Genomic DNA, 23,314 nt, shown 5'->3' with positions numbered 1-23,314 from the left:
CCATAAAGTTTTTTGAACTAGTAGGATGCACTTCTATTAAACCCTGCTTATTTGCGGTTAAAACTCACTTATCTTTAATCAATGGGTAATACGGCACAACTCCTTTTGTAAATATTTGTGAGTTTATAAATTTTTAACCATTTTGTACAACAATAACTTTGGTTTATTGATTTCACCTGTAATCTGGTAGCCTATCCTCTGATACAATTTAATGGCAAGATGGTTCTCTTTCTTTACCGTCAGAGAGCATTTGGCAAAGCCTTGCAGGCGGGCCTGTTCCTCGGCAAACTCAAGCAGCCTGGTACCTACTCCTAGTCCCCGGCTTTCGGGCAATAATGCAATTGTTCCGATGTGAAACTCGTCATCTTCTCCCTCCTTCATGGTGATCATGGAATAAAACATTTTAATATTCAGAATGTTATAAATAACAAGGCCCAGCTTTCGGAATGAAAGCAACTGTTTAAAAGTTGGCCATGGAAGACGATTTAAAACGGGTATGGGATAGCAAGTAATCATCCCTAAAGTTTGCCCGTCCATTTGAGCTTCATAAGCGTATTGATGACTAAAACGATTGTTCTCCTGCCGCCATAGGGTACTAAATGTTCCTTCAACTTTGTTCTTCTCCTCTGATCCTGCAAGTGGAAACGCCATATATTCCAATGCCATTACATTTAGCTTGGCGCCGACCATGGATCGATGATCAGCCTTTACAATAGTGAATTGATTCATTCCCTAGTCTCCTTTTCTCTTTCTATATTATTGATGTTAATTATCATGTATTTATCAGTTCAATCCCCTCTGAACTCGTCCTTAGCTTTGAAACCATGATAAAACGTATTTAAAAAAAGCTCTGTAGCCGATTTTTTAGGCACATTACCTTCATGTACCTGTTCCCATGTATGGAAAAGCAGGGCATAAAGCGTATTCAAAATCCATTCGCTGCTAACCGTTTGCTGAAAGTAACCTCTTTGTTGTAACAGCTCAATAACGCGTCGTATGGGTTCCCTTACCTTCACTTCGGCTTCACCTAATTCTTTGTTGTTGAATACAGATGCATCATGACCTAGAAAATAGATTTTGTCACCTAAGGGGATTAACGCTTCAATGAGTTCCGGGATATAGTTTTCGCTGCTTTCCTCATCCAGTGGAATTTGGTTTACGGTATCACTTACCAATTGTATAGCCCGATGGCCCAAGAACAGCATCAATTTCTCTCTGCTTTCGACGTAGCGATGAAGTGTAGCAATGCCAATTCCCGCATATTCCGCAATTTCATTCATCGAAGCAGTAGGATTTTCAACAAGCAATATAGTAGCCGAATCAAGAATTGCATTAAATCTCGCTTCCTTCAACGCTGATAATTCTTTCTTCATCATCAATCTCTCCCTTTTTCTGTATAAAGTCGTCATTTTTTGATAGATAAACATATCATTTGAAATTAGCATAAATCATTTAAAACAAAGTGTCCAGCAGTTGAATGTAGCTTTTCAAAAAGAATTATACTACTGAAACGGATAGTACTTTGAATGTTCTATTTTTAGCATTTCATTGTTTAAATGACGATGAAGAAATTAAATCAATAGAGAAAATGAATGACATTACTTGGTTTTTTAAGCAATTTCTCACGATGAGCTCCGATTGTACTTCATTTATTTGCAGAATATTTTTTTAATATAGTTGGTTTCTGCATAAGGTTATCGGTTTACTTTAAAATTCACTTCCGGGTATTTGGTCTTCAGCCTTTTAAGGATTGAGCCGTCATCTTTCTGTTTTACATACTGGTCAAAAAATGCCAGGCTGAATTCGTTGATAATGCGATGAACTTCCTTTGGTTTTTCCCCTGGGCTCTGCAACAGAGGGGAGAACAAATGTAAATCAGTGAAGCTTGTATGATCCGTATGAGGAATGACCATTGACATACCACCGCCAGCTAACCCACGTTCATATCGTTCCCTCACTATATAGGGATCTGCTTCATCAGGCTCCTCTGCACTCATGAGCAGAAATGGTTTTCCAATCCCACTTTCAGGTAAAGTTTCCCCATACAATGTGCCATCCATATCGATGGCTGCTTTGACACGAGAATCTTTTGCAAGTATTTGTGCTGCGGTAGCTCCACCGTAAGAGTGCCCAAACATCCCAATTCGCGAGGTATCGAGCCTTCCTGTAAAGAAGCCAGTCTCATCGTTTTGGTTAAGTTTCTCGATTTGATTAAGCACAAAGGTAACATCTTCCTCCCATAATTTTATGTGTCTATCTCCTTCGTCATCTGTTAAATTGACGGGCTGTACGTAAGCAGTTCGACCATCTGGAAAGACGGTAGCTGCAGCATCAAAGGTATGATCGATACTTAGAACAATATATCCTTGACTAGCCAACTCCTCAACTTGAAACATGTTTTGATTACGAAAACCATTAAAACCATGAGAGAAAAGTAATATCGGATAATGATTCTCTGAGTCTGAGAGTTGTAAATCCATAAACGAATGAGATTTCACCAAATCCATGTGGCTGAATGCAAATGCAGGAATAGACAATGTTTTTTCCAATCCCTTGGAGAGCTCATTTATGTTACGAATATAAGGTTCTCGATCCCCCTTGCTTTTTTCATCTGCAGGATACCAAATTTGCACCATCAGTTCGCGTCGATCGGTTGGATTTTTCGAATAGGGTTCATTTCTCTCATGATCAACCCAATGATATAGCTTCGTACCGACCCTATGTGGGCCAGTTGGTTCTTCTAATGAAAATACTGGCATAAATAAGGGTAGCGCAACTGCTACAGACAAATAGATGCATAACAACAAAGTCTTAACTATGAATATACCCCAGCTGCTAAAGCGCTTTTTATGCCCAGCTAATAAATAGCATAAAATCAAGATAACTGGGGATACATAAGCCGGAATCATTTGCCATCTAAAACCTTCTACCAATAGTTGAACTGTAACCATTACAACGGCAACCAAAGTAGCTAATTTAGACCACTTTTTCGTTTCCCTGCCTACTAACAGTATCCAACTCAATAGACTAAAATTTACAACTATCAATACAACTTCCCAGAAATTCATTGGCCTATCTCCTTTGAATGCATTTTACTACTAATAAAAGAGGTAGTTTTCAGTCTGAGCAAAAGCATATGCTTAGTAATCGTTTCATCTGCTCTACTCCTTTCTTCCTATCAAAAACTTAAAATGCCCAGCTACCTTTACGGAAAATTGGCTCTACAGTTCCATCTGGTAAAATACCGTCGATGTCCATCTCACTGCTGCCAATCATAAAGTCCTCATGTGTTACTGAAATATTTGCACCTAACGCTTCAAGCTGATCGTTTTCTAAATCTCTTCCACCTTCTAAGCAAGTTGGATAAGCTTTACCAATCGCTAAATGGTTCGATGCATTCTCATCAAACAATGTATTAAAATATAAAATCCCCGATGCTGAAATTGGCGATTCAAGTGGTACAAGTGCTACCTCACCTAAATAGCAAGAGCCTTCATCCACATTCATAAGCTCCTGTAATAAATCATGTCCTATCTGTGCTTCAGCTTTAACAATTTTTCCTTCTTCAAATGTCAGTTTAAAGCCGTCGATAATATTCCCTTGATAAACTAATGGTTTTGTATTGCTTACATAACCATTTACACCTTGTTTCATCGGTAACGTATAAACCTCTTCTGTCGGCATATTAGCCATAAAGATCGTATCATCTGGCGTTTTACCACCTCCAGTAATCCATTTATGCTGTGGCGCTAATGCAATTGTTAAATCAGTACCTGGCGCAGTATAGTGAAGCTTCGCATATTTTTTATTGTTCAGTAGGTCCGCGCGAGCTTCTAAATTTGTTACATGTTCACGCCATTTTTCAACAGCATTGCCTTCACCGATACGAACTGTTTTAAAAATAGCCTCCCATAATGCTGGTACTTGATCCTCAGCTGCTAAGTTCGGGAACACCTTCGATGCCCACTTTGGTGAAGGAACTGCTACCATCGACCAAGCGATTAAATCCTTCATTACTGCGTTGCGATTGTTGCTCAGAGCAGCTCCCGATACCTTTTGATAAGTAGCTAGACGATCGGCTGAAATACCTGCAAACTTATCAGGGTCTTCAGCATCTATTATTAATAGTGCTCCTTCACGTTCGATCAGCTCATCATTCATTTTGACTATCCATTCTGGGAAACGATTAAATTCTTCATCTGAGGCATGCTCAAAGTAAGCACGATCCATTTCCACATCCGAAAAATTAACATGAACACGTCCTGCCCCAGCCTTATAAGCCTCTTTCACAACTAAACGGGTAAAATCCAATGCATCCACAGATGTATTGACTAATAAGTATTGCCCTGGTTGAATATTGACACCGACTTTTACCAAAAGTTCTGCATATGCTTGTAATTTTTCTTCAAACGTCATATTATTTACCTCGCTTCTGTCCAATTGTTTTTTATCATCCGCTCGCTTGTCTTCATACCATACTTTCTGTACAGGTTTCTCAGAAATTTCTCTTGACCACTTTTCATACGCTTTTTCTTCACGATATGATAAAAAAAAATGGGGTTTTTTATCACTCATATATTTACCTCCTAAACTTTGATTCCGTTAATAAGTTTTTCTTCATCGTTCACTCCTTTCTTTGTATAAAGTCGGAATTTTTGATAGATAAACATATCATTTGATATAAGAATAAATCATTTTAAATGAATTATCAAGCTATTAAAACTTATTTTTTCAAAAGTTTGGTAAAAACTGTGTAAATCTAGGTTCTACAGTCAATAATAAAAATCCATTTTCACAAGAGATTAATCAAAATGGATTCTTTCTTTTTGAATGAACATCAATTAAATGAGTCCTGTTCAACTAACCACCGTTAGTTGAACAAAATTCCTTACCCCACTTTGGTGAAGGAACTACTACCATCGAACAAGCGATTAAAGCCTGATAAGCCTCACTCACAACTAAATGTGCGAAATCCAATGCATCCACAGATGTCTTGATTAATAACTCCTTGGTTATATATTTACACCAATTTTTACCGAAAGTTGTGCATAACCTTGTAATTTTTCTTATAACGTCATAAGTATTTACCTCGCTTCTGTCATTGTTTTTATTAATACCTTAAAGATATATATTTGCTTTGTTTAAATGAATAACTGTTCCCTTACAATTTGAAATATTATCTTACTAAGTTGTAACGATAATAGAATCCACTCAACCTAATTATTTCTCAGCAACTCTTAGATTTCTTCTAAAAACTAAAGCAGCTAATAGATTGTCAATAAAAATCTTTTAAATTAAAAAACACTTCATGCTATACTAAAAAGCGCAACTCAAATAACCCTCCGAATTCAATTCGGAAGGTTTTTGTTGTATTAAAAAATACTGTAACTACATGGTTTCTTGGAAATGGTGTTTTCGTTTTTAAAATCGCATAAATCCATTGTAAAAGCTTATTTGCACAAGCAGTAATAGCTATTTTATATGGCTTTTCTTCCTCACGTTTTAAATCGCAGGAGGCTCGTAATCGCTTATTTCGTGCGATAGTTTCAGGTGTTGTTTTCTTTTTCCGACTATCTCGAATAGAACAACGAACAGCTGTATAAAGCATATGGCAAAGCCTGGGTAGCCGCATTTGGTAATGTGATTTTTTGTGCCTTTAAAGCGACCTGATTCAAACATACTGGGATCTAGTCCTGCAAAGGCTACTAACTTTTTCGGATGATTAAACCGATCAATTTCTCCGATTTCTGAAATAATTGTGGCAGCGATTTTTTCACCAATACCGGGAATTGATTGGAGTAATTCATATTCTTCAAGTCCACAGTATAGCGGTTATCAGTGGTATTTTACTGGCCATTCACTAGGTGGTTACTTAGCTGCTAAAACTTATTTAGATATTTGATCAGTTAATTGGTTAAACAGTACTACATGGAAAATGGTGTATATGATATCCATAGTGACAAAATGGTCTATTTTGGATTTAAAGGGGCTGTACCATCAAGCATTCCAACTTACAAAACAATAAACTATTCTCCAAATGGTAGTATATCAGGAGATTTAGTAGGCTATTACATTTATTCGTTGACTCATAAAAAAGCAGTTACTGACAATCATGGAATTCCTGCTTTAACACCCTATGTAAGTAATTAAAAGTTCATTGTATTCAATTTTAAAAGCAAGTGTACATTCAGTATACTTGCTTTTTATTTTTTTCAATAAAATAACACAAAGCAGAAAATGTTCAAACTTTTCTAAAAAAAATTTATACTAATTCATACGAGGAGAATCCATTTTGATCAATCTTTTTTCAAAATAGATTCTTTTTATACATCGTAAAATGCCGGTTTGTGAGGTGTTTTTGATCAAACTTTATTTTAAAGCTACAGTTTCAGATATTGCTTCCTTATTTAGCAAAAAAAGCTCTTCAAATATCTCAATTGACCGATCATCCCCAATCTCATGGCGATTAAATCACTGTAGCCTGTATCAATCTGTAGATATGGTGTTTAACCAGCCGCCAAGGAATCTCCAATTGATAGGTAATTTTCATTTTGAGTAAAAGCAGATGAAACAATGAAAACATCGTGAGTATTGATCTCCTAATTAAACTTAGGTATCGTTTCATCTGCCCCACTCATTTCTTCCTATAAAAAGCTTAAAATGCCCAGTTACCTTTACGGAAAATTGGCTCCACAGTTCCATCTGGTAAGATACCGTCAATGTTCATCTCACCGTTGCCAATCATAAAGTCCTCATGTGTTACTGAATTATTTGCACCTAACGCTTCAAGCTGATCGTTTTCTAAATCTCTTCCACCTTCTAAGCAAGTTGGATATGCTTTACCAATTGCTAAATGGTTCGATGCATTTTCATCAAACAATGTTTTAAAATATAAAATCCCCGATGCTGAAATTGGTGATTCATGTGGTACAAGTGCTACTTCACCTAAATAGCATGAGCCCTCATCCACATTAATAAGCTCCTGTAATAAATCATGTCCTACCTGTGCTTCAGCTTTAACAATTTTTCCTTCTTCAAATGTCAGTTTAAAGCCATCGATAATATTCCCTTGATAAACCAATGGTTTTGTATTGCTTACATAGCCATTTACACCTTGTTTCATCGGTAACGTATAAACCTCTTCTGTCGGCATATTAGCAATAAAGATCGAATCATCTGGCGTTTTACCACCAACAGTAATCCATTTATGTTGTGGCACTAATGCAATTGTTAAATCAGTACCTGGCGCTGTATAGTGAAGCTTCGCATATTTTTTATTGGTCAAAAGGAGCGCACGAGACTCTAAATTTGTTACATGTTCACGCCAGTTATCAACAGCATTGCCTTCACCGATATGAACTGTTTTAAATATAGCATCCCATAATGCCGGTACTTGTTCCTCAGCTGCTAAGCTTGGGAACACCTTCGATGCCCACTTTGGTGAAGGAACGGCTACAATCGACCAAGCGAATAAACTTTTCATAACGGCGTTGCGATAGTTTTTTAGAGCAGCTCCTGAAACCTTTTGATAGGTAGCTAGACGATCTGTTGGAATACCTGTTAATTTATCAGGGTCTGCAGCATCAATCCACAATAGTGCTCCTTTACGTTCGATTACCTCATCACGCATTTTGACTATCCATTCTGGGAAACGATTAAATTCTTCATCTGAGGCATGCTCAAAGTAAGCCAGATCCATTTCATCATCTGAAAAGTTAACATGAACACGTCCTGCCCCAGCCTTATAAGCCTCTTTCACAACTAAACGGGCGAAGTCCAATGCATCCACTGATGTATTGACTAATAAGTATTGCCCAGGTTGAATATTTACACCAACTTTTACCGCAAGTTCTGCATATGCTTGTAATTTTTCTTCAAAAGTCATATTATTTTTACCTCGCTTCTGTTCAATAGTTTTTGAATTGTCCTCCACTGCTTACCTATATGCCATACTTTTTGTACAGGTTTTCCAGAGATTTTATACGTATATTCATTACGATATGATAATAACGTTGTGGCTAAATCTTTTTGTAAACTGGAAAAACTAAATATCGGATTAAACTATGAAAATTATATTATTTGAATAGCGATAAATATGGTTTTACCCAATTCAACTGCATAACTTCATCATTTCGTTGCATGATACCACTCGATGCTTTAATTAAATTACTATAGCCCTCATAATCCTTAGCATAAAGTAATATAAGTAAAACATTATTAATACTAAAAGCTACATTAACTCTTAATGCATAATCGGCTTTAATTCGTGTTTCTTAAAGATAGGCACATACTAAGTTAAACGGTATAAATTCGTATCGTACTGGCCACAGCACAATTAGAAACCTGGTTTTCCTTTAGGAATGCTACTAAATGCTCCATTCTTATTGTACTTTTTAAAATGTCCGCTTCAAAAATCCCTCAATAAAGCACTTTGTTCTAATTCCTTCTCTTCACTTTCGTCGCTCCATACTTTTAGTATTTTTAAAGAAAGAATGTTTGGAGATACTTCAGTTTCTTTCAAGGGATAAATATAAGTTTAAGGATATTTTAAATTATATAGGCGGAGCTAAAGGGAATCTCCATCATCACCTTATGATATTGCAATCAGCAAACCTTATACACGTACATCTGTCTAGTAATAATCAATTTTATCTTAGTACACGTACAGAATTTACGATTGAATTAAAGGAGGAAATGGTAGATTTTATTCAAAATGCTAATGCCTAGTATTGTTTGTGAAACCAAGTCCTAAATATTTAAGAATAATAGAATAAACAAAAGCCGATAATCCCTTAACGTACAGGAAATCGGCTTTTTCTATGCGAAAAATTGCTTAGCGTACAAAATTTGCGTTTTGTTGTTGGTACCCCTACTATCACTACTTTTAATAAATTAACCATTTAGTGTATAAGAGAATTAATTAAATGAAACAGGTAATACATCTATACAACGTACAGTAGCCGTATTGCGTCGCTTAGGTTCCGATACCAGTTGTAAACGTCTAGGCGATTCGAGTAAACATACTATTAATTGTTGAATTGCTAGTTTACCAAACAAAGTCCCTACACAAGAATGCGGACCCCAACCGAAACCAAGATTTGGTTTTGCAGATCGATTTAGAATAATTCTATCTGGGTCGAGATATACTTCAGGATCTCTATTAGCAGCAGCAAGTAAAGTTAAAACAATTTCACCAGGTTTAATGATAGTTTCCCCAATTTTAGTTTCCTCAACTGCAAAACGACTTGTTCCTGTTGCTGGTCCATCAAATCTAATTAATTCATCAACTCCAGAGTCAAGTAACTCTTGATTTTTAAATTGATCAAGAATATCTGGGTGTTCTAACAGTACAAGTAGAGCATTACCAAAAGATGCATATAACGTACCAAAGCTTGCCGTAAACATTGTGCCTGTAGTGTTACGCACATAATGTTCTGGTATATTAGCTTTCTGACTATTTTTTCTTATATAAGATAGAATTCCAGGCTGTTCTTCTGCTGCCAACCATTCTTCAACAAGTTCGTTGAGTTTTTTTCTTGCTGAATTACCGAGTTCTGCATTCTCTGGTACTAATCCGGAGTCCATCTGATAAGCAATAGCATCAGATATTTCTACAATAGATTCTAAGTCTGGTTCTTCTATGCCTAGCAAAATACACGTTAAACTTAATGAAAGCGGAGCTGAAACTTCTTTCATAAAATCAAATTCTTTATTAGAATCTTGTTTTTTGTAAATGTCCTCAATTAAATCATGAACTCTACGTCTAATACTTTCAATATCCTGAGAATTAAAAGCTTTTATCATTAGATTACGTAATGGCATATTAGCAGGCGGATCTAAAGTTTGAAGGTTATTTTTTATATCAGGAATATCAACACCAATACGTCGCAAATCCCTAGCAAACAATTCGTGATTACGAAGAACTTCTCTACAATCTTCATATCTGGTTAGAACCCAAGATTTCATACCTTCATGCCAAAAAACGGGGGAATTTTCACGAAGTTGATGGTAAATCGGGTATGGGTTATTTAATGTTTCCGAATCCAAAGGATTATACTGTAATTCTGTTTTTGTCATAGCAATTCCTCCTACATCTTTTTATGGTAATATCAGTAAATTATTTATAATGTAAGTGTAACTTATGCATACAAAAAATGGAAGTATATTTTCTGAATTGATATTATTTTAAGAATTATTCCATATTATATCTAAAAATTTGTAAAGATCATTTTCGAAATTATATACTTCTTCAAATTGGGTATTTTTAAATCTAGCATATAAAGGAATAACAATTGAATTTTTTATTTAAAAATGAATCGTAATCTCTAAAGCTCTAAAAGCATTTATCACGTTATCACCTGTTTTAACATTATAAAAAGACAGGGAATACGCCCTGTCTTTTTGTAATCATAATTGTTAGCATGTACACCCGTAATAATTAATAAGGTGAACTACATTTTTCTTTACTAAGTATTAATAATTCCATTGCATATAAATTACCTCCTTTCAATGTATCTTTTAAACTGCTTTTTGTTTTAATAAGTTGAATTACATTCTTCCTTACTAAATATTAATAATTCCATTGCATATAAATTACCTCCTTTCAATGTATTTTTTAAGCTGCTTTTTGTTTTAATAAGATGAAATACATTCTTCCTTACTAAATATTAATAATTCCATTGCATATGAATTACCTCCTTTCAATGTATTTTTTAAGCTACCTTTTGGTTTAATAAGTTGAATTACATTTTCTTTACTGTATTAATAATTCCATTGCATGTAAATCACCTCCTTTCAGTGTATTTTTAGGCTGATTTTTGGTTTATTATTTAATAATCCTATATTCAAGATGTGATTTATCACTGTTACTTCACCTTTGGCTATAAATATCACGCAAATTGGAATATTTACACAAAAATCCTTTTTGTCTATTGTTTGTTTAAAGGATTGGAAACTAATAAATTTCGAAAAGCTACTATCAAAAAGTTAAAAAGAAGAAATTCATAATCTAACACCCTATTAATTCTTTATTTTCTATAATATTACATATTACACAATTCTTTTGAAATCCCTTCTATTTTTGGAATATTTTTTTATTTAGTCTTTAATTGTTATAGAGGTTTTAAGACAATTAGATTGTAGTATTGAATTGCAGGACTGAATAAATAAAAAAACTAATTAATGGTTTGCGAATTTAAAATGCAGGAAGGTTGATTTCATTAGTATTTACTGTCCAATTTAATAATTTCCGATTTTCCGTTCCACTCCAATTTGGCTTCAACCTTCTCATTTTCAGTTGTATAAACTTCACAACCTGTACATCAGTAAAACAAAAGAAATAACATACTCAAATGGGTTCATTGAAAAATTATTCTTAAATAAACATTTGTAGCAGAGTCAAATACTCTGTTACTTTAAATTAGATTCTTAAATTATTATTGATTGTATCAATCTGTAAAGTCGTTGCCGATGTATATAAAAAAGAGCCTATAATGGCTCTTTCATCGTTTTTTATAAATACTAAGCCTTTAAAACACCTATTCGCTTGTTACGGACGGTTTTAAAGGCATTTGTTTAACAAATGGTACAATTGGAATCTGTACACATAAATCAATTGAATTTGGTAGTTTATATGAACATATCAATAATTGTCTATCTCCTAACTGAATTGCCTGAATTCTACGTCCCTTTTTCAGTTCTTTCACCATCATGTAGTAGTATTTAACCTCTAAGCTGTATGTGAAGCAGTAATGTAAGATATTATCATGTTCTTCATGATATTGGTCGTGGCTCATACTATTTCACTCCTTTAGATAATCGAAATTAGCATTTGAATCAATCGTAATTCTTAATTACAATATAGACGTTCATTTAGATTTTTATACTACTATTAATCAATTATTTTCGTTCTCGGTGAAAGTGAAATTCATCGACTACTATCTTCATTCTGTTAGTTGCTACACGAAATATCAACACTTCTATTGATTCCACCACTTCTAGGGATATCAAATTGAAGAGTTCTCGTTAACTTAAAACAATTCTCCCCCAAATATCATGATTGTTTGTCCGACCCACCATAGAGTAATTCACAAGGCTAAAGGATCTTTCAATAGAAAACAAAAGAAGTGACTACTCAAATGGATTCATCGAAAAATTTCTATTAAATAAACATATGTAGCAGAGCGAAATACACTGTTACTTTACTAAAAAAAAGAGCAAACTTTCGTTTGCTCTTCAAAATGCTTCTTCAGATTAAGGCTTCCCTTTTTCCACGGCGAATAATCATTCAGTTTATCATGTGTATACCACATTTTAATTCTCATTTAAATCGTAGTATATTGTCTGCTAGCGGGGAAAAAACCTAATCGAGATCCGTAATCTATCAAATTAGATACAAACTTTGCATTAGGTAATTCGCATACCACATCAACTTCTTGTAAAAAACGTTGAGTATATTGACACGTTGGAATTGATAAAGAATTTTCAGTTGTTTCTTCTAGTAAAGGCACCATTAATTCCAAAGCATATTTTTGTTTATCAGACAATGAATCGTCTTTAAATAAGTTCATAAACTGTTCAGTATTTACAATTTTAATAGGATGACCGCTCTGTTTCAAATATTCAACAAACGGTTTCCATTCCAGTTGAACAGGATTACAAATGTGGAAAGTTTCCCCTCCCGTTTCCTTTGTACATACCAATTGTACAATAGCTTTACTACTAAAATCGATAGGTACTAGATCAATATACGTATGAATGTTCGGTGCAATTTGTAGTAATAAGATAGCTTTTATCAAACGATAAAAAGCATTACCTTCTATATTCTCTTGAAACCTCCCATCAAGTGTTTGCCCTACTAGGTTTCCTACACGATACACTGTTGCTGGGATGCCTTCTTTTATTGCTTCTCTCACTAATTTTTCTGCCAAAAATTTACTTTCCACATATACATTTTCTAACTGCTGTCCTCTGTCAAAGTCTTGTTCAGAGAACAAAAATTCTTTAGCATCATGAGGGGCATGTCCAGAAATGCTAATTGTTGAAATATAATGAAAACGTGCACGTGCTTCTTTACTCATGTCTAATAAGTATTTAGTAGATTCCACATTGACTTGGATAAAATGTTCTCTGTCTCCATAATGACGCACATCTCCTCCACAATGTATGATCGTATCTATTTCTTGAATCAATTGTTTTTTTATATTTGGTGTAAGGCCTAGATGTCCTTTGCTCAAATCTCCTTCAATAATATGAACGCGATGCTTCATTTTTTCTAATATAACCTCGCCAAAGTAAAACTGCATTTTTTCTCGTACTTTGTTTTCCATTGAAGTTTGTTTTTGATTCCGAACTAGGCAATAAATCACTGTATCAGGTAGTAATAATAACTGCTCTAAGATATGGGAACCAAGAAAACCTGTTCCGCCTGTTAATAGTATACAACGAGGTTTCTGTTGTGAAGCATGTATTAATGTATCCCATTTCGTATTGTTTTCTTGCTTATCTATATGAATATTATTTTCTTTTTTATACTCTCCCACCGTTGCTACTATACTGTTTTCTTGTTGAAGCGCTGTATCTATTTTTCGCGCCAGTTTTTCTATTGTACGATAGTGAAAGAAATCCTGTATACGCAAGTTAGGGAAGTATGGTTTTAGTTTCACCAAAGTAGGCATAATTTTTAATGAGTGCCCCCCAAGAGCAAAAAAATCATCTTTTATGTTTAAGTCTTTTATGTTTAATACTTCTGCCCAAACATTAGCTAGTACCTTTTGTGTTTCTGTAACAGGTGGTTGATGATTTCTATTTTTCCGGTACTGTATTTGATACTGTCCTAGTAGTTTTTGAACATCTATTTTGCCATTTTGTGTGACAGGAATCTCGTGTACACAAACATATCCTTTTGGTACCATATATTCCGGTAAAGTAGCGGAAACATGCTTATAGGTTTCTTCAATACTTATTTCTGTTTGGTTATGAACAGTGAAATATGCGTGTAATTCTTTTCCTTCTGCATCAGGTAGAACCACCGCTTGTTGAATGCGAGGCTCTTGCACAAGTACATCTTCAATTTCTCCTAGTTCAATACGATATCCTCTTATTTTCACTTGTCTATCACGTCTACCCATATATTCTACACTTCCATTTGATTCTAGGCGTACTAGATCTCCTGTCCGATATAAAATAGAATGATTTTCTTTAGAAAACGGGTTAGATAAAAATGATTGTTTGGTTCTATCTGGCTGATTTACATACCCGATTGCTGTTCCTACACTCTCAATGTACAGTTCTCCTATTACACCTATTGGACACAGTTGCATGTTTTCGTTTAAGATATAGACTTTTGTATTAGCAATAGGCTTCCCAATAGGAATCTGGGTAACTGTACTATCCACTTTTGTAGAAACAGAGTGATACAACGAACTAACTGTTGTTTCCGTAGGTCCATATTCATTGACAATCTGTACAGTATCACTCATTTCAGATTGCCATATTCGAATAGCCTCTGCAGATGCAGCTTCTCCTCCCATAATTAGCACACGTAAACTTTTTAATGGAATGAGCTGTTTTGAAGAAACTCCATTTGCTAATTGTTTAAAAAAGGCTGTTGCCACATCTGAAATCGTAATGTTATAAGTAGAAACTGCATCGAAATATGCCTGTGAAGAGTAACGTTGTTCCTCATTTAACAAATGAAGTCTTGCTCCAGTTAATAAAGCTGAAAAAATTTCCGAAACAGACGAATCAAAACTGTGAGAGTAAAATTGAGATAACACATCTTGCTCCGTTATATTGAATGTTTTTGAACGCCATTCCACTAAATTGAGTACGCCAGCATGTCGGAGTAATGTACCTTTCGGATTTCCCGTCGATCCAGATGTGTAAATCATATAGGCTGTGTCTTCCGCTGTATTTTTGTTTAAGATGTCTTGAATCGCAGACGATGCTAACATATCTTCTATTACAGCTACTTGTTCATAATGAGATAGTGATTCTTTTTTTAGAGAATTTTTCGTTAGAATCAGCTTTGCCTTACTGTCATTTAAAATATACGATACACGTTCTGGCGGATATTTAATATCAATAGGCACATAGGTACCGCCAGCTTTGAGAACCCCCAACATACATACAATACTTTCTAAACTTCGGTCTAAGAAAATGGCAACTACATCATTGAGCTGAATTCCTTTTTCAATCAAATAATGAGCAATTTGATTAGAATAATGATTCACCTCTTCATAAGTATATAACCTATCCTCCGTAGAAATTGCGATCGCATCGGGTCTTTTATACACTTGCTGATAAAAACGTTCCTGTATTGATGAATGTTGTGGTATCGCCATATACGTATCATTCAATTTTTGATACATAGTTTTATCTGTATCACTCAATATATTTAATTGACAAAGGGATGTAGTAAAATCTGTTTGTATCATCTGGATAGTTTGCAATAGTTGTTCTGCAAAACGCGAAATCGTTGTTCTTTCAAACAAATCAGTATTATATTCTAAATCCATAATTAGACCATCATCTTCCTCCACAAATGTAAGAGATAAGTCAAATTTACTAATTGCTTGTTCTACAGGTTGTATATCCAATCGATGCAAGTGTTGTTGTTGAGCTGAGTTCTGTTGATAACTAAACATAGTTTGGAAAATTGGATTATCATGTGCTCTTCGTTCAGGGTTTACTGCTTCAATTACCTTATCAAATGGATAGTTTTGATGTTGGAATGCCAAAAGACATTTCTCTTTTACGACTTCACACAATTCTTTCATTGTAGCTGCATCTGTTGTATCTACTCGAATTGCAACTGTGTTGACAAAGAAACCTTGTACATCTTCAAATGCTGTATGTTGTCTCCCTGTCACAGGTGTTCCTACAATGAGGTCATTCTGCCCACATATCTGCTGTAAAAATTGCGTGTAAGCAGTGAATAGCAGTATGAATAGTGAAACTTCCTCTTGTTGTGCAAGTTTTTTTAATCCTGCCAAATTTATCTGGTCTATTTTCTTAGAAAGCACCGCACCATGATTTGAAGGAGTACTAGGACGCATTCGATCGTATGGTAGTGATAATTGAGGTAGAACGTTTTGGAACTCTTGTCTCCAATATTTTTTTTCTATTTCCCACGTTCCTAACGAAAGATGTTCATATTGCCATGCGACATAATCAACATATCTAACAGTAGGTTTGGTAGCATGCACAATTTTATTTAGTAATATTTCATCATATACCTCCAATAGCTCCTTTAGAAAACGTTGTAAACTCCATTCATCCATAATAATATGATGGAAATTCAAATATAACCAAGAGCAATCTTCACTCTCTGTGAATAGTATCGTTCGGAATAATGGACCCTGTTCTAAATTAAACTCTTTAGAATCAATCTCCCGTATACACTTCAACCTATATGCTGCTTGTTTACTCTTTTTAATTTTGGTAATATCCACGTGTGTAGCTATCGCGTCTATTTCTTCTCGTATGTGTTGCACAGGCTCCCCTTGCTTTTCCATGAAAACCGTTCGAAAAATTTCATGTCGTTTTACAACTTCATATAAAGCTTTGTTCAACATTTTGATTTGTATACCGGGCTGTATTTGTACCTGGATAGGGATATCATATGTTCGATCTTCTGGATACCTTTTGTATAAAAACCAAAGTCTTTTTTGTGCATGGGATAACGGGTAATACGTTTGTTCAGGAATTTGTGGAATTACGTCTTCAATATCTATAGGATTTAATCGGTCTATATAATCAGCACATGTATGAATCGTTCGATATACATATAAGTCTTTTAAACTTATCTGTACACGGAGTCTGGCATGAATACGATTAATGACTTGGACTGTGAGTAAAGAATGTCCACCAATTGTGAAAAAATCATCTTCGATACTTATCTGTTCAGAATTCATCCGTAAAACTTCTGCCCAGATATTTTGTAATTGTATTTCAGTATCTGTATTGGGTGGGATATATCTATGAGTACGGTTTTCTAATACGGACTCTGCTTGCTTTTGTAATGAGTTATAATCTATCTTGCCGCTCGGTGTTAAAGGAAACTCCTCAACATCTTGCATGTAATTCGGTAGCATAAAATAAGGTAACTTTTCTGAAAGGTATGCTTGAATATCATCAGCAGCCACAATAGCCTCTTTTTGCAATATGTAGAAAGCAATCAATTGCTGATCGCCTTTTTTATTCTGATAAACTATCACAGATGAATGTTGAATAGATGGGTGTCGGAGCATTTGTTCTTCGATTTCTTCTAACTCGATACGATATCCACGAATCTTCACCTGCTTATCTATACGTCCTAAAAATTCAACTTGTCCATCTTGTGTGATAAGACCTTGATCACCACTTTTATATAGTCTTGCCTTAGACGAAGTTGGTAAATTTACAGTTATAAATGATTCTTTTGTTTTATCAGGTTGATTGACATATTTCTGCGCAAGGCTATTCCCACCAATATAAATCTCTCCAGGTACGTACGGTGGACAAATTTGATGCTGTTCGTTCAAAATATAGATTTCTGTATGAGATAACTGTTTCCCAATTGGTATATTTACTTGTGTTTCATTTACCTTGTTGATAATCGGATATGTGGCGACACAGACTGTCGATTCTGTTGGACCATATGCATTTACAATCGGAATTTTTAAATCTACTTTTTCTTGCCATTTTCTTACTGTTTCTGGTAGCAATGTCTCTCCACCAACAAATATATAGTTTAGTGATTTTAATTTTTCTAATTCATGCAGAGACGCTTGCGTTAAGGTATGGAAAAATACAGTAGGTAAAAGACAAAAATTTACTTGTTGCTTCTCAATAGCCTCGATAAAGTGGTTGAAAGATTTTCTTTCTATTTCCGATAAAATATAAAGCCTCCCACCAGTTAACAAACTACTATAGATTTCCCAGACGGATGCATCAAAGATAAGTGATGCAAATTGCAGATGTACGTGATTTTTCTGAAAATGATACGTATCTTTTAAGGATTGTATAAAGTGAATTACTCCCTTATGAGGAATTAATACACCTTTAGGATTTCCAGTAGAACCAGATGTATAAATGATATAGGCGGCATCTTCCGTTGCATGTGTTCGTTTCGCTTGCTCAATAATGGACTGTTTAGACATGTCTTCATATAAAATAACTTTTTGATCTAGTTGAATATGTTGTAAACTGAACTTATGACTTGTAATAATATGAGTTGACTCACTATCCTGTAATATAAAACGAACCCGGTCTACAGGAAAATCTGGCTCCACAGGTACATAGGTACCTCCTGCCTTTAATACTCCAATCATTGAAACAACGGCTTCTATACTACGATTCATGATGATACTTACACGGTTTTGTTTTTGAAATCCTTGGCGCAATAAAGTTTGTGCCACTTGGTTCGACAAGACCCGTAACTCTTGATAAGTGATATTTTGTTGACCCATCGTTATAGCAATACGATCTGGGTGTATATCCGCTTGTTCATCAATGAGTTGATCTAATGTCATAGGCGGCACATTTTTCACAGCCAATGTGTTTTGATAAACATCAATATCCTGTGGTAAAAGCAACTCTAGATTGGATATAGGTATGTCACTGTTTTCTATCAATGCCTGTAGTAAATGTTGAAATCTATCTATAAAGTTCTGTATGTCGTTTTCATCATATATACCTGCGTTATAATCAATTTCAATATTTAAAGCATCACTTTGGTTTTGAACTAATCGCCATACCATATTAAACACACTTATTCGATTTTGATGTGTAATGACTTTCGTTTCTAAGTCTTCCATTCTGAAATTCGGAAGTTTCACCATGTTAAATACTGTTGAATATAAAGACGGGTTATTTTCTTCTCGATTCTTAACTTGCTGAATCAAATGGTTCAATGGATAATCTCTATGTGCAATAGCCTCTTTTACTGAGTCATTCACTTTTTGAACTAACTCTGTAAAAGTCTCGGTCGGTGAAAATGCTATACGTAGTGGGACTGTATTCACAAAGTAGCCAAATACCTCTCGCGCTTCTTCGTCACTGCTTCTCGTGTTAATTGGCATTCCAACTACCAAGTCTGTCTGATTTGTCATTTGATGTAATAAAACAACATAGATGCTTAGCCATACACGGTATGAGCTAACTTGCTTTTCCTTTGAAAATTGTTTTATAAGGTTAGATAAAGAAGGCTTTATTGCATATTGTAAAGCTCCTCCTTGATATGTTGGTACAGGTGACTTTACGCAACTTGTTGGAAATTCACTCCACGGTAAGGTACCTTCTAATTTTGTACTCCAATATTTTTCTGAAGTAACATAATCCTCTGTTCCAATATAATTTTGATGTTTATGTAAAAGTTTTTCATACATATGTAGTCTATAATTGTTCTTTTCTATTTCAAAAGTTAGATCTAATGAATAGGCCTGTTCTAAATCTTGCAAGAATAATCCTAAACTCCATCCATCATAAATAATATGATGAAACATCATATGAAGGAGATATTCATTTGGTTCCAACTGATACAGTTGAAACCGAAACAAAGCATCTGAGGTTAGATCAAATCTTGTGTGAAGATTTAATTTCAAAGATTTGTCCAACATCTGATCTCTTATGGCGCTAGGATAGGAAGACCAATCATAAAAATCCATGTTTACATGAAATTGTTCTTTCCTTATTTGCTTCAGACCGTCATTCGTAGATACAATATTCATTTGTAACGCTACGTGTTTCGCTACAACATATTGCAAGGCCTTTTGTAATTTTTTATGATCTAAGTCTCCTTTTATTTGTATAGAAACGGGTTCATTATAAATGCCCGCTTCTATGTCCATTTGACGTGCCAACCATAATACTTTCTGATTTTCTGTTACATCGTATTGAGCCTCAGTTATCAACTGGGCATTTTCTCCTTTAACAAATCGGTTCATACTGATCCTCCTAATTATTATCAATAGAATACACAATGATAATATTTTAAAATGTATAGTTTTGCTTATATAAATGTGTATAGAAACTCTTGAATGTGAGAAGAGAGGAATATGTTTACTAAAGATTACTAACGCATTTCGCTACGCTTCAGTTGTGGAATTAGTCGTGGCATGACCCTTATAATAATCCAAAGAACTCACTCCAGTAGGACATGCACTTATAAGTATTATGGAAAGGATATTCATTTCACTTACTAGAGGGAGTTGAAAGATTTTGGACTGTTACTAAAAATTGAAGGGAAATAAAATATAAGAGGTATGGAGTTATATTGCTTTTTTTGTTCCGTTACTACACAAACCCCTAGTTCGAGTTTGTAAACGACGCAATAACGGTTACAGTGTAGATTTTAAAAAATCCATTATGTACTTGCTGTGTTAATGAATAACCATCCTCTTTATCAACTATGGCAACCACCCAACGTCAACTAAAACTGAGCTAATCTCGAATGTAAACTTTTCCTACATCAAATTTTATTACCTGTACAAAGTTTTATATTTATATATCGCAAAGCATGGCTATAGTATATGACAGGTAGAACAAATTGTCAAATTTTACCAAAAGAAGCGAGGTAATTGCTCATCTTTTATAAAGCTAGGATGGGTTAAGGATATAAATTCCAATTGCTTGACACAATAGCTCGATAGCAATTATTAGTAATAATAACATAAAAAACCAGTATATTTTTGGAATGAATATGACAAATTATCCTTATAAAACTTCTCCTTCAATATTAGGTTGTAATTTTGCTTTTCAAATATTCTTTGAACTGTACATTCGATTATCAACTAATTTAAAAAGTATTTTAGCAGGTCCTTCTCTCTACCTAATTTTTTATATTGTGTTCTTTTCTATAACCCCTCTTAGCTTATCCTCAGTAGTTGAAGATACAAATCGACTTATACCAAAAGTTCTGATATGCTTGCAATTTTTCTTCAAAAGTCATATTATTTACCTCGCTTTTGTCCAATTTTTTCATTTTAAAAATATAAATTTTCTTTGTTTAAATGAATAACTGTTCCCTTACAATTTGAAATATTATCTTACTAAGTTGTAACGATAATAGAATCCACTAACCTAATTATTTCTCAGCAACTCTTAGATTTCTTCTAAAAACTAAACGGATAGGTTGGAAGATTTGAATTATCAATAATATTCATAAAAAAGGCAGTAGTAACAAGGATTTGTTCCTTGTTACTACTGCCTTTCTGTTATGTAAAGTCACAATGTATAATCATGTAGAAAACTTTGTATGGTTTTTGCACGGATCGACTACAACCTTAAAAACTGATTCAGATATAAAACATTTTAAAATTTTATAAAGGTAATTGTAAACTTTGTATAAGCATTTTTCACACTTTCAACTTTAATAAAAGCTTGATGAGCTTCAATAATCGCTTTTGTTAAAGCCAAGCCAATCCCTGTAGAATCATGTTTTTTAGAATTGCTTGCTTTGTAGAATCGATAAAAAATATGTGGTAAGTCTTCAGCAGCAATCCCTTCTCCAAAATCTTGAATTACGAGCTCTGTATAAATCGGTGCATCCATGACTTGAAGTGTGATTTTCTCACCAGGTTTAGAATGCTCAATCGCATTTTTTAGCAAGTTCATCAAAGCTTCTTGCATCCATAATTTATCGTGGATAACCACTACTTCCTCCGAACCGTCCCAGTCAATTGACAAATCCCTTTCATTGATTATATTTTCCAAACGATTCAAAACTTCATTAATAGTATTCACCAAGTTTAAAGGTTCTTTATTAAATGAAATTGCTTTGGCATCAATTTTCGCTACTTTTAACAAGTTTTGAATTAAAACATTCATTCTGGAGATTTGAATTTCATTATTTTGCAATAATTGAACTTGTTTCTGACGGGGCAAGTCTTCAATCAATAACATTTCATTATAGATTGATATAGTTGAAAGTGGCGTTTTTAATTGATGGGATATGTCTTGCAACATTCGTCCTAAGAATTCCTTCTCTACAAGTAAATCCTTCATATTTTTTCTAATGATGTCTTTCATGGAGCGGAATGAAACCGCTAATTTGGCGATTTCCCCTTCTTTATTTTCATTTATTGTAACTGAGTAATCTCCATCAATTATTTTCTTAGCAATTGAAGTAAGTTGCTTAATTTTATTGAAAATAATCTTGTATTGTATATAGTTTGCCAGAAACAGTATTAATCCGAAACAAATCATTCCCAAAAATATTGTTTGATTAAAGCTAGAAATATGGTTATTTAAAAGTGGAAAAAGTTTCGTCTCCAAATCTTCGTATAATCCATACTGCCTAAATATTTCTCTCCCTTTCTCCTGATACTTACTTGAATCAGAAGAATTACTTGTTAAGACTTTCATAATTTCTGCTTCATTCTCCGGATTTTGTTCAATCAATTTAGCGGTAATTTCTCCCCAAGCTGTAATAGAATCCGTTTTTAAATGATCGTAAAATATTTGATGTGAAATTAACTGATAAACGATAAATAGAGAAAATAAAACCACCAGTATTATCATATAACCTTTCAATTCGGTATTTTTCATCATCTATTCTCGGTTCACATCCTTATCCCAATGATATCCTAATCCTCTTTTAGTAATGATAAACTGTGGATTTTTGGAGTCATCTTCAATTTTTTCTCTTAAACGCATTATGTATACAGATAACGTATTTTCACCAAAAAAAACATCATCTTCTTCTGTTATTTTCAATAGGATTTCATCTCTTTCTAATATTTTGTGAGCGTTTTTCATAAAAGTTAACAAAAGCTTATATTCTAAGGTTGTTAATGGAACAATACCTTGATTTTTATAGACCTTTACTTGATTCATATCCACCTTTATATTTTCAGATATTAAAATCATTGAAACTTCTTCCAATCTAGCTTGTTTGCGTAATTGTACTTTTACTCTCGACATAAGTTCTCTAACCCGAAAAGGTTTTGTTATATAATCATCTCCGCCAATATCTAGTCCCATTACCACATTCGCCTCTTCATCCAAAGCTGTTAAGAATATAATAGCTGTTGCATTATTTTGTTTTTTGAAGTGCAAACATAAGTCATAACCATTTCCATCCGGAAGGTTGATATCTAAGATAGCCAAGTCAAAAATATTATCATTAAATTGGCTTTTCGCTTCTTTTACACTAGTAGCTCTAATCACCTCATAATCTTCATTTCTTAATGAAAATTCAATGGCTAGACCTAGAGCCTCATCGTCTTCTACAAGTAATATTTTATTCAAGTATATCTTCTCCTTCCTCTCACTCTATATTAGCAGTTACCATCAAATCAGAATAGCCTGACTATAATAAATAGCCAGGCCT

12 protein-coding genes and 1 pseudogene are annotated in these 23,314 nt (G+C 34.1%); 2 read left to right on the top strand and 11 right to left on the bottom strand.

The window, feature by feature from the left end:
• Positions 1 to 123 precede the first annotated feature (123 nt).
• The 5 genes and pseudogenes from ACIPKN_RS08540 to ACIPKN_RS08520 all read right to left on the bottom strand — a co-directional run.
• A complete protein-coding gene (locus ACIPKN_RS08540; RefSeq protein ID WP_400934985.1) occupies positions 124 to 729 on the bottom strand; it encodes a GNAT family N-acetyltransferase in 606 nt (201 codons plus the stop codon).
• A 59-nt stretch (positions 730 to 788) separates the two neighbouring features.
• Positions 789 to 1,373 (bottom strand): TetR/AcrR family transcriptional regulator, encoded by a 585-nt coding sequence (locus tag ACIPKN_RS08535; RefSeq protein ID WP_400935077.1) that lies wholly within the window; start codon positions 1,371 to 1,373, stop codon positions 789 to 791.
• Positions 1,374 to 1,694: 321 nt separating this feature from the next.
• Positions 1,695 to 3,068 carry an alpha/beta hydrolase family protein gene (locus ACIPKN_RS08530; protein ID WP_400934983.1) on the bottom strand — a complete coding sequence of 458 codons (1,374 nt, stop codon included), beginning with the start codon at positions 3,066 to 3,068 and terminating at the stop codon, positions 1,695 to 1,697.
• A gap of 118 nt (positions 3,069 to 3,186) precedes the next feature.
• Positions 3,187 to 4,416: an aminopeptidase gene (locus ACIPKN_RS08525; RefSeq protein WP_400935075.1), complete on the bottom strand. Its 1,230-nt coding sequence runs from the start codon at positions 4,414 to 4,416 to the stop codon at positions 3,187 to 3,189.
• A gap of 988 nt (positions 4,417 to 5,404) precedes the next feature.
• Positions 5,405 to 5,817: pseudogene (locus ACIPKN_RS08520) on the bottom strand (transposase); the annotation flags it as partial.
• Between the two features lie 111 nt (positions 5,818 to 5,928).
• Between ACIPKN_RS08520 and ACIPKN_RS08515 the strand changes: the two are divergent.
• Positions 5,929 to 6,150, top strand: a complete 222-nt coding sequence (locus ACIPKN_RS08515) for a hypothetical protein (RefSeq protein WP_400934982.1) — start codon at positions 5,929 to 5,931, stop codon at positions 6,148 to 6,150.
• 505 nt (positions 6,151 to 6,655) lie between these two features.
• Here the strand turns inward: ACIPKN_RS08515 and ACIPKN_RS08510 are convergent.
• The gene (locus ACIPKN_RS08510) at positions 6,656 to 7,885 is read right to left on the bottom strand and encodes an aminopeptidase (protein ID WP_400934979.1); all 1,230 of its coding nucleotides are present in this window, start codon (positions 7,883 to 7,885) and stop codon (positions 6,656 to 6,658) included.
• 611 nt (positions 7,886 to 8,496) lie between these two features.
• Here ACIPKN_RS08510 and ACIPKN_RS08505 point away from each other — a divergent pair.
• The gene (locus ACIPKN_RS08505) at positions 8,497 to 8,727 is read left to right on the top strand and encodes an ArsR family transcriptional regulator (RefSeq protein WP_400934976.1); all 231 of its coding nucleotides are present in this window, start codon (positions 8,497 to 8,499) and stop codon (positions 8,725 to 8,727) included.
• Positions 8,728 to 8,916: 189 nt separating this feature from the next.
• On the opposite strand, the gene ACIPKN_RS08500 is transcribed toward ACIPKN_RS08505, so the two are convergent.
• The 5 genes from ACIPKN_RS08500 to ACIPKN_RS08480 all read right to left on the bottom strand — a co-directional run bounded on the left by ACIPKN_RS08500 (position 8,917) and on the right by ACIPKN_RS08480 (position 23,232).
• Entirely contained in the window at positions 8,917 to 10,077 is a 1,161-nt protein-coding gene (locus tag ACIPKN_RS08500) for a cytochrome P450 (protein ID WP_400934973.1), read from the bottom strand.
• Between the two features lie 1,460 nt (positions 10,078 to 11,537).
• On the bottom strand, positions 11,538 to 11,795 hold the full coding sequence (locus tag ACIPKN_RS08495; protein WP_400934970.1) for a hypothetical protein: 258 nt from the start codon (positions 11,793 to 11,795) through the stop codon (positions 11,538 to 11,540).
• A gap of 528 nt (positions 11,796 to 12,323) precedes the next feature.
• Positions 12,324 to 19,928: a non-ribosomal peptide synthetase gene (locus ACIPKN_RS08490; RefSeq protein ID WP_400934967.1), complete on the bottom strand. Its 7,605-nt coding sequence runs from the start codon at positions 19,926 to 19,928 to the stop codon at positions 12,324 to 12,326.
• A gap of 1,366 nt (positions 19,929 to 21,294) precedes the next feature.
• Positions 21,295 to 22,530: a HAMP domain-containing sensor histidine kinase gene (locus ACIPKN_RS08485; protein WP_400935072.1), complete on the bottom strand. Its 1,236-nt coding sequence runs from the start codon at positions 22,528 to 22,530 to the stop codon at positions 21,295 to 21,297.
• 3 nt (positions 22,531 to 22,533) lie between these two features.
• Positions 22,534 to 23,232, bottom strand: a complete 699-nt coding sequence (locus tag ACIPKN_RS08480) for a response regulator transcription factor (protein ID WP_400934965.1) — start codon at positions 23,230 to 23,232, stop codon at positions 22,534 to 22,536.
• Positions 23,233 to 23,314: the final 82 nt, after the last annotated feature.

It is taken from the genome of Lysinibacillus sp. NPDC086135 (assembly GCF_044746345.1).
Classification (GTDB): domain Bacteria; phylum Bacillota; class Bacilli; order Bacillales_A; family Planococcaceae; genus Lysinibacillus.
The sequence above is the reverse complement of the archived record's forward strand: the minus strand, read 5'-3'. Positions and strand labels throughout refer to the sequence as shown.

Excerpts from the sequence above, each read along its gene's own strand:
- ACIPKN_RS08485 (WP_400935072.1), bottom strand. The coding sequence starts at position 22,530 with ATGAAAAATACCGAATTGAAAGGTTATATGATAATACTGGTGGTTTTA.
- ACIPKN_RS08490 (WP_400934967.1), bottom strand. The coding sequence starts at position 19,928 with ATGAACCGATTTGTTAAAGGAGAAAATGCCCAGTTGATAACTGAGGCT.
- ACIPKN_RS08525 (WP_400935075.1), bottom strand. The coding sequence starts at position 4,416 with ATGACGTTTGAAGAAAAATTACAAGCATATGCAGAACTTTTGGTAAAA.
- ACIPKN_RS08540 (WP_400934985.1), bottom strand. The coding sequence starts at position 729 with ATGAATCAATTCACTATTGTAAAGGCTGATCATCGATCCATGGTCGGC.
- ACIPKN_RS08515 (WP_400934982.1), top strand. The coding sequence starts at position 5,929 with ATGGAAAATGGTGTATATGATATCCATAGTGACAAAATGGTCTATTTT.
- ACIPKN_RS08510 (WP_400934979.1), bottom strand. The coding sequence starts at position 7,885 with ATGACTTTTGAAGAAAAATTACAAGCATATGCAGAACTTGCGGTAAAA.
- ACIPKN_RS08535 (WP_400935077.1), bottom strand. The coding sequence starts at position 1,373 with ATGAAGAAAGAATTATCAGCGTTGAAGGAAGCGAGATTTAATGCAATT.
- ACIPKN_RS08495 (WP_400934970.1), bottom strand. The coding sequence starts at position 11,795 with ATGAGCCACGACCAATATCATGAAGAACATGATAATATCTTACATTAC.
- ACIPKN_RS08530 (WP_400934983.1), bottom strand. The coding sequence starts at position 3,068 with ATGAATTTCTGGGAAGTTGTATTGATAGTTGTAAATTTTAGTCTATTG.
- ACIPKN_RS08500 (WP_400934973.1), bottom strand. The coding sequence starts at position 10,077 with ATGACAAAAACAGAATTACAGTATAATCCTTTGGATTCGGAAACATTA.